This window comes from Actinomadura monticuli (assembly GCF_041463655.1).
GTDB classification, from domain to species: Bacteria; Actinomycetota; Actinomycetes; order Streptosporangiales; family Streptosporangiaceae; genus Spirillospora; species Spirillospora monticuli.
Window position 1 is genome coordinate 118,438 of the sequence record NZ_JAXCEI010000020.1, and the last position, 8,613, is coordinate 127,050.

9 protein-coding genes are annotated in these 8,613 nt (G+C 74.9%); 3 read left to right on the top strand and 6 right to left on the bottom strand.

Going from position 1 to position 8,613, the window contains the following annotated elements; genetic code table 11:
- Window positions 1-31 precede the first annotated feature (31 nt).
- The gene (locus tag SM611_RS32640) at window positions 32-817 is read left to right on the top strand and encodes an ABC transporter permease subunit (protein ID WP_371954180.1); all 786 of its coding nucleotides are present in this window, start codon (window positions 32-34) and stop codon (window positions 815-817) included.
- A 15-nt stretch (window positions 818-832) separates the two neighbouring features.
- Here the strand turns inward: SM611_RS32640 and SM611_RS32645 are convergent, their stop codons facing one another.
- The 6 genes from SM611_RS32645 to kamD all read right to left on the bottom strand — a co-directional run bounded on the left by SM611_RS32645 (window position 833) and on the right by kamD (window position 7,298).
- Entirely contained in the window at window positions 833-1,366 is a 534-nt protein-coding gene (locus SM611_RS32645; RefSeq protein WP_371954181.1) for an FxsA family protein, read from the bottom strand.
- A gap of 73 nt (window positions 1,367-1,439) precedes the next feature.
- Window positions 1,440-2,192, bottom strand: coding sequence for a polyprenol monophosphomannose synthase (locus tag SM611_RS32650; RefSeq protein ID WP_371954182.1), 753 nt, complete (start codon window positions 2,190-2,192; stop codon window positions 1,440-1,442).
- Window positions 2,193-2,197: 5 nt separating this feature from the next.
- Window positions 2,198-3,877 (bottom strand): apolipoprotein N-acyltransferase, encoded by a 1,680-nt coding sequence (gene lnt, locus SM611_RS32655; protein ID WP_371954183.1) that lies wholly within the window; start codon window positions 3,875-3,877, stop codon window positions 2,198-2,200.
- A gap of 541 nt (window positions 3,878-4,418) precedes the next feature.
- Window positions 4,419-4,814 carry a 3-aminobutyryl-CoA ammonia lyase gene (kal, locus tag SM611_RS32660; RefSeq protein ID WP_371954184.1) on the bottom strand — a complete coding sequence of 132 codons (396 nt, stop codon included), beginning with the start codon at window positions 4,812-4,814 and terminating at the stop codon, window positions 4,419-4,421.
- Window positions 4,807-5,682, bottom strand: a complete 876-nt coding sequence (gene kamE / locus SM611_RS32665; RefSeq protein ID WP_371954185.1) for a lysine 5,6-aminomutase subunit beta — start codon at window positions 5,680-5,682, stop codon at window positions 4,807-4,809. The genes kal and kamE overlap by 8 nt, the downstream gene beginning before the upstream one ends.
- Window positions 5,679-7,298, bottom strand: coding sequence for a lysine 5,6-aminomutase subunit alpha (gene kamD, locus SM611_RS32670; RefSeq protein WP_371954186.1), 1,620 nt, complete (start codon window positions 7,296-7,298; stop codon window positions 5,679-5,681). The genes kamE and kamD overlap by 4 nt, the downstream gene beginning before the upstream one ends.
- Window positions 7,299-7,568: 270 nt before the next feature.
- Between kamD and SM611_RS32675 the strand changes: the two genes are divergently transcribed.
- Together SM611_RS32675 and SM611_RS32680 are read left to right on the top strand one after the other, a co-directional pair.
- Window positions 7,569-8,333 (top strand): bestrophin-like domain, encoded by a 765-nt coding sequence (locus SM611_RS32675; RefSeq protein ID WP_371954187.1) that lies wholly within the window; start codon window positions 7,569-7,571, stop codon window positions 8,331-8,333.
- A 2-nt stretch (window positions 8,334-8,335) separates the two neighbouring features.
- Window positions 8,336-8,613 (top strand): hypothetical protein (locus SM611_RS32680; protein WP_371954188.1); only part of this gene is annotated, 278 nt, incomplete at its 3' end.

Sequence of the window (8,613 nt, forward strand, 5' to 3'; positions counted from 1 at the left end):
GCGGGCGGTCGTCCCCCCGCGAGGAGCCTGCGTGAACGCGCTGCACGCGGAGTGGACGAAGCTGCGGACGCTGCCGAGCACCTGGTGGGTCCTGGCCGCGCTGGCGGCGCTCACCGCCGCCGTGGGCGCCGCCGTGACCGGATCGGTCGACACCTCGCACTGCACGGACCCGGCCGGCTGCATGGAGGACACGCCCAAGCTGGCGCTGTCGGGCGTCCAGATCGGGCAGGTCGCCGCGGTCGTGCTCGGCGTCCTCGCGGTCGGCGGCGAGTACGCCACCGGGACGATCGCGGCGACGCTGGCGGCCGTCCCGCGCCGCGCCGCGGTCCTGGCCGCCAAGGCCGCCGTCGTCGCGGCCGCCGTCGCGGCGGCCGCGACGCTCGGGGTGCTGGCGTCGCTGGCGGCGGGGCGCGGCCTGCTGCCCGGCAACGGGTTCACCGCCGCGAACGGCTACCCGCCGCTGTCCCCGCTGGACGGCCCCACGGCACGCGCGGCGGCCGGCACCGTCCTGTACCTGGTGCTGGTGGCGCTGCTGTCCCTGGGCATGGGGACGGCGCTGCGGGAGCCGGCGGCGGCGATCACCGCGGTGCTGGCGCTGCTGTGGATGGTCCCGGTCGTCACCCGGCTGGCCGGGAGCGCGACCTGGCAGGACCGCCTGGAGAAGGTGTCGCCGATGCCGGCGGGCCTGGCCGTGCAGGCGACGCGCGGCCTGGACCGGCTGCCGATCGGGCCGTGGCAGGGCCTCGGCGTCCTCGCCGGCTACGCGGCGGCGGCGCTGCTGGCGGGCGGGATCGTGCTGGCGGTGCGGGACGCCTGACCCGGCGCGCGCCCGTCAGGCGCGCGACGCCGTGTCGTCGTCCTCGCGGATGACCTCGCCGCGGACCACCGGTCCCGGCGGGGTCTCCACGCGCCCGGGACCGGGGCCGCGGCCGAACGGGTCGAACTCGGCGCCGCCGGGGCCGCGCGGCGGGAACACGGTGGCGGCCCGCTCCTCGGCCGCCCGCAGCCGCCGCTCCGCGAACGACATCAGGGCCCGCCGGACGAACGGGCGGGTGAAGGGGAGCACGAGCAGCAGCCCGGCCGCGTCGGTGACGAAGCCGGGGAACAGCAGCAGGATGCCGCCGGCCATGACCAGCGCGGCGTCGCCGAGCTCGCGGTCCTGCAGCACGCCGGTGCGGACGGTGTCGTGGAGCGCGCCGTAGGCGCGGCGGCCCTCCCGCCGGATCAGCCACGCGCCGAGGACGGTCTCGGCGACCAGCAGCCCGACCGTGGGCCAGGCGCCGATCGCGCCGCCGACCTGGAGGATCACGAAGATCTCCAGCACCGGCAGCAGCAGGATTCCCAGGACGATCAGCAGCGGCAGCATGGCCTCATCTTCGGTTCGTCGAAAGCCTCTCCCCCGTACAACGCCAGGGCGGCCCCGAACGTTTCCCGCGGGCTCAGCGCGGCGGGCGGATCTTCCCGACCCGGTCGGACATGCCCCACTGGGTGATGCGCAGCGCCGCCTCGGCCATCACGTCCCGGCTCATCTTGCTGGTGCCGTGCTCGCGCTCGACGAACGTGATCGGCACCTCCACCACGCGCAGCCCCTGCCGCAGCGCGCGCAGCGCCAGGTCGATCTGGAAGCAGTAGCCGCGCGAGTCGACCTCCTCCAGCCCGATCTTCTGCAGCGTCGCGGCGCGGAAGGCCCGGTACCCGGCGGTGGCGTCGTGCAGCGGGATGCCGAGCATCAGCCGGGCGTAGGTGTTGGCGCCGCGCGACAGCGCCTCGCGCCGCTTCGGCCAGTTGCGCACCTTGCCGCCGGGCACCCAGCGGGCGCCGATGACGAGGTCGGCGTCGGCCAGCGCGGACAGCAGCCGCGGCAGCTCCTCGGGCTGGTGGGAGCCGTCGGCGTCCATCTCGACCATGACGTCGTAGCCGTGCTCGGCCGCCCACCGGAACCCGGCGACGTAGGCGGGGCCGAGCCCGTCCTTGCCCTGCCGGTGCAGGACCTTGATCTGCTCGTCCTTGTCCGCCATCGCGTCGGCGACGTCGCCGGTGCCGTCGGGGCTGGCGTCGTCGACGACGAGGACGTCCACCGACGGGACGGCGTCGCGCACCCGGCCGGCGATGCGCTCGATGTTGTCCCGCTCGTTGTAGGTCGGGATGATCACGAGCACCCGGCCGAGGTCGGCGTCGGCTGGGATCTCCATCGGTGTCAATTCCCCTCGTTCTTCCTGGCTGTCCATGCCGCCGCGAGGACCGCGCCGAGCCCCAGCGCCGCGAGCGCCCACTCGGGCGCCGCGCCGAGCCGGTCCGACAGGGTCCGCTGCGTGCGCACCGGGACGGTGCGGACCTGGACGTCCGGGACGAACTCGCGGGACTCGTCGAGCATCCTGCCGTCCGGGGCGACGATCGCGCTGATCCCGCTGGTGGCGGCCACCAAGATCGTACGGCCATGTTCGACCGCGCGCAGCCGCGACATGGCGATCTGCTGCGGCGGCAGGCTGGTGCGGCCGTAGGTGGCGTTGTTGGTCTGCACGACCAGCAGGTCGCCGCGCGCCACGTCGCGGACCTCCTTGTCGTAGGCGACCTCGAAGCAGATGACGTCGCCGACGGTGGCGGGGCCGAGCCGCATCACGCCGGAGCGGGTGCCCTTGGCGAAGTCGCGCGGGATCCGCTCGAACCGGGTGATCAGCTTGGTGAGGAGGTCGCGGAACGGCAGGTACTCCCCGAACGGCACGGGATGCCGCTTGACGTAGTAGTCGCCGGGGCCGCTCCGCGGGTCCCAGACGATGCCGCGGTTCTCGACCTTCTCGCCGTCGGGGCTGTCGGTCAGGGCGCCGACGAGGACGGGGACGCCGACGTCCTTCACCGCGCCGTCGATGGCGTTGTAGGCGTCGGGCTCGGCGTAGGGGTCGAGGTCGCTGGCGTTCTCCGGCCACACGACCAGCTCGGGCCGGGGCAGCTCGCCCGCGCGGACCTTCGCGGCCAGCTCGTGGGTGGCCGCGACGTGGTTGTTCAGGACGGCCTTGCGCTGGCCGAGGAAGTCCAGGCCGAGGCGCGGCACGTTCCCCTGGATCACCGCGACGGTGACCGGGCGGCCGGACGCGGGCGTGGGGATCAGCGTCCCGCCGCCCACGACGGCGGCGGCGGCCGCCAGGCACGCCGCGAGCGGCGCCAGGGCGCGCCACGCCGGGCGCGGAGCGTCGTCCGCCCCAGACCCGGCCGGGCGGGCCCGGCGGGCGCGGTGGGCGCGGTGGGCGGCCACGGCGGCGCAGGCGAGCAGCCCGCCGATCAGCGCGGTCAGGAACGTCACCAGCGGCGCGCCGCCATAGGACGCGTACGGGGTCAGCGGCGTGGCGGTCTGGCTGAACGCCAGCCGCGCCCACGGGAACCCGCCGAAGGGGACGCGGCCGCGGATCAGCTCCTCGGCGACCCACAGCGCGGCCGTCCAGACGGGCCAGCCGGGCAGCCGGGCGGCCACCGCGATCCCGGCGCCCAGCGGCAGGAAGTAGGCGGCCTGGACGAGGCTGAGGATGATCCAGCCGTCCGGGCCGATCCGGGAGATGCCCTCCAGGACGGGGATGAAGAACGCCGCGCCGGCGACGAAGGCGAGCCAGGCGCCGGTGCGGGCCGCCCGGCCGCGCACCGCCAGGGTGAGCAGCGCGACGCCCACGGGGGCGAGCGGGGTGAGGTCGATCGGGGGGAAGGCCAGCCACATGGCCAGGCCCGCCGCGGCGGCCAGCAGGGTGCGGGGCCAGCCGGCGCGGCCGCCGCGGCGCAGGCCGCTCAGCCTCGCCGCGCGCGGCGAGGCCGGCTCGCCGCCGGATGCGCCCGGCCGGCCCTCGCCGGGGCCCTTGGCCGCCGACCGGTCCGGGAGGGTCTCCTGGGCCACGTCCCCACCTCGTTCGCTCGTTCCCTCCCCGGAACGCTACCGGGCGCGGACGCCCACGGCGACCAGGCCGGTGCGCGCACCCCGTGCGCCCGACCTCCGCGCGCGCACGCCCGAGCGGTGGCGGGGGCGGGGTCCGGACACGGAAGAGGGCCCGCGACATCCGTCGGGCCGGAGTCGTCCCACAGGCGGTGAGAACGAGCTCCGTTTTCTACTGGATGTCCGGGCCCTTCCCGGGTCCAACCCCCCGCGCGATCGGGCGGCTCCGCCCGGGTCCGCTCCCGGACCACCGCACTGGCTGAGGCGGGCACGATGCCGACCACTCGCGTGATCCCCGTCCCCGTCGTGGCGCGGTGCCCGGCGGCGCCTCGGGCGGCCGATCGGTGAGTCCCGTGCTGGACTGGAGCAAAACTACCGGCTTCCGGCCCCTTGTCAACCGCCGCATGTTCTGCGGCGACAGGGTGTCGTCGCAGGTCAGAGCCATGATCGGCGGCCTTCGATTTCGGTCCGCGAGATCGGCGATCATGGCGTGGCGGCGCGCCCGTCAGGATTCCGGCGCGGCGACGACCACCGTCCCGGTCGCGGTGACCGCGACGATCGGCTCGGGCAGCACCTCGGCGGCCGACTCGCCCTTGTCGGGGCGGCCCCGGCACACCACGCGGGCCTCGAACTCCATCGCGCGGCTGCGGGTGCCCGCGCGCGTCAGGACGGCGGTGGTCTCCAGCACGTCGCCGGCCTTGACGGGCGCCCGGAACTGGACGTCGGCGTAGGAGGCGAACAGGCCCTCGTCGCCGTCGGTGCGGATGCACAGCTCCGTGGCCGCGTCCCCGAACAGGCCGAGGACGTAGGCGCCGTCGACCAGGTCGCCGGCGTAGTGGGCGTGGGAGTAGGGGATGTAGCGGCGGTGGGTGACGGTCGTCCCCTCGCGCGGGTCACTCATCGTCGGCCTCTCCATCATCGGTGGCGCTCGCGGCTTCGGCGGCGCCGTCGTCGCGGGCGGGCAGCAGGGCGTGGACGAGGTAGGCGGCGACCTCGGCGGGCGTGGTGCCCTTGCCGAAGATCCGGTCGACGCCGAGGTCGGCCTCGGTGACGGTGTCGAACCGGGGGCCGCCGACGACCAGCAGCGGACGGCCCATGCCGCCGGCGACGGCGGTCGGGTACTCGGCGTGGAACGCGGCGGCCATCTGCTTGGTGTTGTGCAGGTGGGCGTTGCGCTGGGTGACGACCTGGGAGACGAGGACGGCGTCGGCGTTCTCGGCCTTGGCGCGCTCCACCAGCTCCTCCACGGTGACCTGGGCGCCCATGTTCACGACCTGGATCTCCCGGTAGTACTCCAGGCCCTTCTCCCCCGCGAACCCCTTGACGTTGAGGATCGCGTCGATGCCGACGGTGTGGGCGTCGGTGCCGATGCAGGCGCCGACGACGACGAGCGGCCGGTTCAGCCCTTCGCGGATCGCGAGGTTCACCTCCTGGGAGGTCAGCAGCGGGTAGGCGCGCTCCGCGGGGGCGGGGATGGACGCGTAGTCGATCAGGTGCCGCACCTTGCCGTACACGATGAAGAACGTGAAGTCGGGCCCCATCGGCTTGGCGTGCACGACGCTCGCTGGGTCCAGGCCCATCTTCCCGGCGAGCTGGAGGGCGGCCGCCTCGGCGCGCTTGCCCGCCGGGACCGGCAGGGTGAACGACATCTGCACCATGCCGTCGCCGGTGGTGTCGCCGTAGGGGCGGATCACCTGCCGGGTGTCGGCGGGTTCCGCCGGGGTCTCCGTGGGGGCCTGGGGCCCGGTCCCGGGGCTCTCGACCGTCATGCGGGCACCTCCTGCTCGGCGGCGGTTCGGGCGGCGTGCGGGTCCTCGGTGTCGAGGATGTCGATGGCGGGGTTGAAGTAGCCGTCGGCGCGGGGGACGACGCCGTCCAGGCCCTTGCCGCCGTCGGACGGGCGGCGGGTGACGCCGAAGGTGCCCTCGGCGATCGCGTTCAGCAGCCCGTCGTCGGCGATGCGCTCCAGCAGGTCGACCGACTCCGCCAGCACCTGCTTGGCGCGCTGGACGAGCATCCCGTCCGGGCGGGGCATGAAGTCCTCGGCGAGGTCGCCGCACGCGTCGCGGACGTAGCGGACGTTCTCCAGCGCCAGGTCGCGGTCCGACAGCCACGGGGTGTGGATGCCCTCGGTCATCATCCCGATCAGGATGATCGACTGCCCGGTCATGACGCCGGCGAGGTTGAAGAAGGCGTCCAGCAGGTAGCCGGCGAAGATGTTGCCGGTCATGTGCTTGGTCGGCGGCATGTACTTCAGCGGGGCGCCGGGGAACAGCTCCCGGACGAGCTGGGCGTGCGCGAGCTCCAGCCGGAACGACTCGGGGATCGCCGGGTTGATCTCGAAGGCGTGACCGAGGCCGAGCTGGGCGTCGGCCAGGCCCGCCTCGTGCCCGAACCGCTCGTTCAGCAGCTGGCTGACGACCACGGTGTGCGCGGCGTCGACGGCGTCGGCGGTGGTGAGGTAGTTGTCCTCGCCGGTGTTGATGACGATGCCGGCGCGGGCGTGGATCTGCCGGGAGAAGCGCTGGTCGATGAACGTGCGGCGCGGGTTGATGTCGCGGAAGATGATCCCGTACATGCAGTCGTTGAGCATCATGTCCAGGCGCTCCAGCCCGGCGAGCGTCGCGATCTCCGGCATGCACAGGCCGGACGCGTAGTTCGTCAGCCGCACGTACCGGCCCAGCTCGCGGGACACCTCGTCCAGCGCCGCGCGCATCAGCCGGAAGTTCTCGCGGGTGGCGTAGGTGCCGGCGTAGCCCTCGCGGGTGGCGCCCTCGGGGACGAAGTCCAGCAGCGACTGCCCGGTGGAGCGGATCACGGCGACGACGTCGGCGCCCTCGCGGGCGGCGGCCTGCGCCTGCGGGATGTCCTCGTAGATGTCGCCGGTCGCCACGATCAGGTACACCAGCGGCCGCGGGGGGTCGGCCGTGTCGGGGGCGGGCAGCGCGGCCAGCAGCCGGTCGCGCTCGGCCCGGCGGGCGTCGATGCGGGCCATGCCGCCGCGGGCGGCCTCGCCGGCGGCCTCGCGGGCGTGCTCGGCGTCGGCACCCGACGGCAGCCGGAACGACACCCGGCCCCGGGCGGCGGCCCGGGCGAGGTCGTCCAGCGAGCCGTGCGGGCCGGTCAGCAGCGCGTCCCAGACCGGCAGGGCGAGGCCGTGCTCGAGGCCGACCTGGTCGCGGACGGCGTCGGCGAGGTGGTTGGCCCACGGGAGCCCCCCGTCGTCGGCGCCGGTGAGGCCGGTCAGGCGCAGCAGCGCCCGCTCGACCGAGACCGTCGTGTGGGAGCGGGCCATCCGGATGATCGGCTCCGCGGCCCGGGCGGCGAGCCGCCGGGCGGCGCGCACCGCCTCCGGGTCGAGGTCCAGTTTTCCCTGCGGCGCCATCGCCGTCTCCCCTCACGCAGCCGCCCTGCACAGGCCGGTCCGAACAATCATCCGTCATGCCGGGTTCTCTACGGGAGATCTTCCGGCATGAACACCGTATTTCACAAGAACTGGCGGCAGAACTCCCGACCTGTCCTCGCCCGCACCGATCACCTTCCCTGGCCGGGCGGTCACGTCACCTCCAGGTGACGGTCATCGCGAAACCCACCGGTAGCGACGGACCGTGAAATTACACTCACCCCACGTGATGACGCCCGACTCGGGAGGGGCATGATCGTTTACTGTGCCGCCGCGGCCTGCGCGGTGGGAGTGGTGCTCGTGGCGAGCCGGCTCGTCCGGCGCTGGCGGGGCGTGGACGACCCCGACCCCGACGGGCCCACCGCCGCGCACACCGGCGCGATGCTCTCCGCGCTGTTCCTGCTGGCGTTCGCCATCGCCATCGTCGTGCCCTGGACGACCATCGACGCGGCCCGGTCCAACACCTACGCCGAGAGCCAGGCGATCTCCGAGGCGTACTGGGCCGCGAGCCGGCTGCCGCCGCCCGACGCCCGGCGCGTCCAGGACGGGCTGATCGCCTACGTCGCCCTCGTCCGCGGCCCCGAGTGGAGGCTCATGCGCGAGGGCCGCCTCAGCCCCCGCGCGCGGCAGCGGCTGGACGGCCTGCGCCGCGACGTCATCGCCGTCAAGGCCGGCGACGACGAACTGAAGGACGCCCGCAACGCCGTGCTCGACCACCTCACCGAGATCTCCGCCGCCCGCGGCCAGCGCGCCATGGACGCCCGCACCACCCCGCCCGCCGGGCTGCTCGCCGTCACCGTGCTGACCGGCCTCGCGGTCGTGCTGCTGCCGTTCCTGTCCGGGGCCCGGCCGCGCGGCGCGACCCTGCTGCCGCTGTCGCTGATGGCGGCGCTGCTCGCGGCCGGGACGTACCTGACCGTCGACATCTCGCACGTGTTCACCGGCGCCCTGGCCGTCCGGCCGGACGCCTTCACCGGCCTGCAGGCCGACCTGCAGCGCATCGCGGGAGGTGGGTGAGCGTGCGCGCCAGACTCGCGGCGCCCGTGCTGCCCGCCGCCGTCGCGGGCGCCCTCGCCCTCCCGGCCTGCGCGCTCGCCGCCCCGGTCCCCCCGCCGCCGCCCGGCATCGGCGTGTGCATCGACATCGAGATCGGGCCCGGCGCCGACGCCGACGGCTGCGCCGAACCCGCGCCGCCCGACACGCCCGAACCACCGCCCCCCGAGCCGCCCCCGCCCGCCGAGGAGCCGCCCCCGGCCGAGACCCCGGAGCCCCCGGCCGAGCCCGCCCCGCCCGAGCC

What these genes read in the sequence shown, in the direction of transcription:
- SM611_RS32645 (WP_371954181.1), bottom strand. Translation starts at nt 1,366, where the DNA reads ATGCTGCCGCTGCTGATCGTCCTGGGAATCCTGCTGCTGCCGGTGCTG.
- SM611_RS32650 (WP_371954182.1), bottom strand. Translation starts at nt 2,192, where the DNA reads ATGGAGATCCCAGCCGACGCCGACCTCGGCCGGGTGCTCGTGATCATC.
- kal (WP_371954184.1), bottom strand. Translation starts at nt 4,814, where the DNA reads ATGAGTGACCCGCGCGAGGGGACGACCGTCACCCACCGCCGCTACATC.
- kamE (WP_371954185.1), bottom strand. Translation starts at nt 5,682, where the DNA reads ATGACGGTCGAGAGCCCCGGGACCGGGCCCCAGGCCCCCACGGAGACC.
- kamD (WP_371954186.1), bottom strand. Translation starts at nt 7,298, where the DNA reads ATGGCGCCGCAGGGAAAACTGGACCTCGACCCGGAGGCGGTGCGCGCC.
- SM611_RS32675 (WP_371954187.1), top strand. Translation starts at nt 7,569, where the DNA reads ATGATCGTTTACTGTGCCGCCGCGGCCTGCGCGGTGGGAGTGGTGCTC.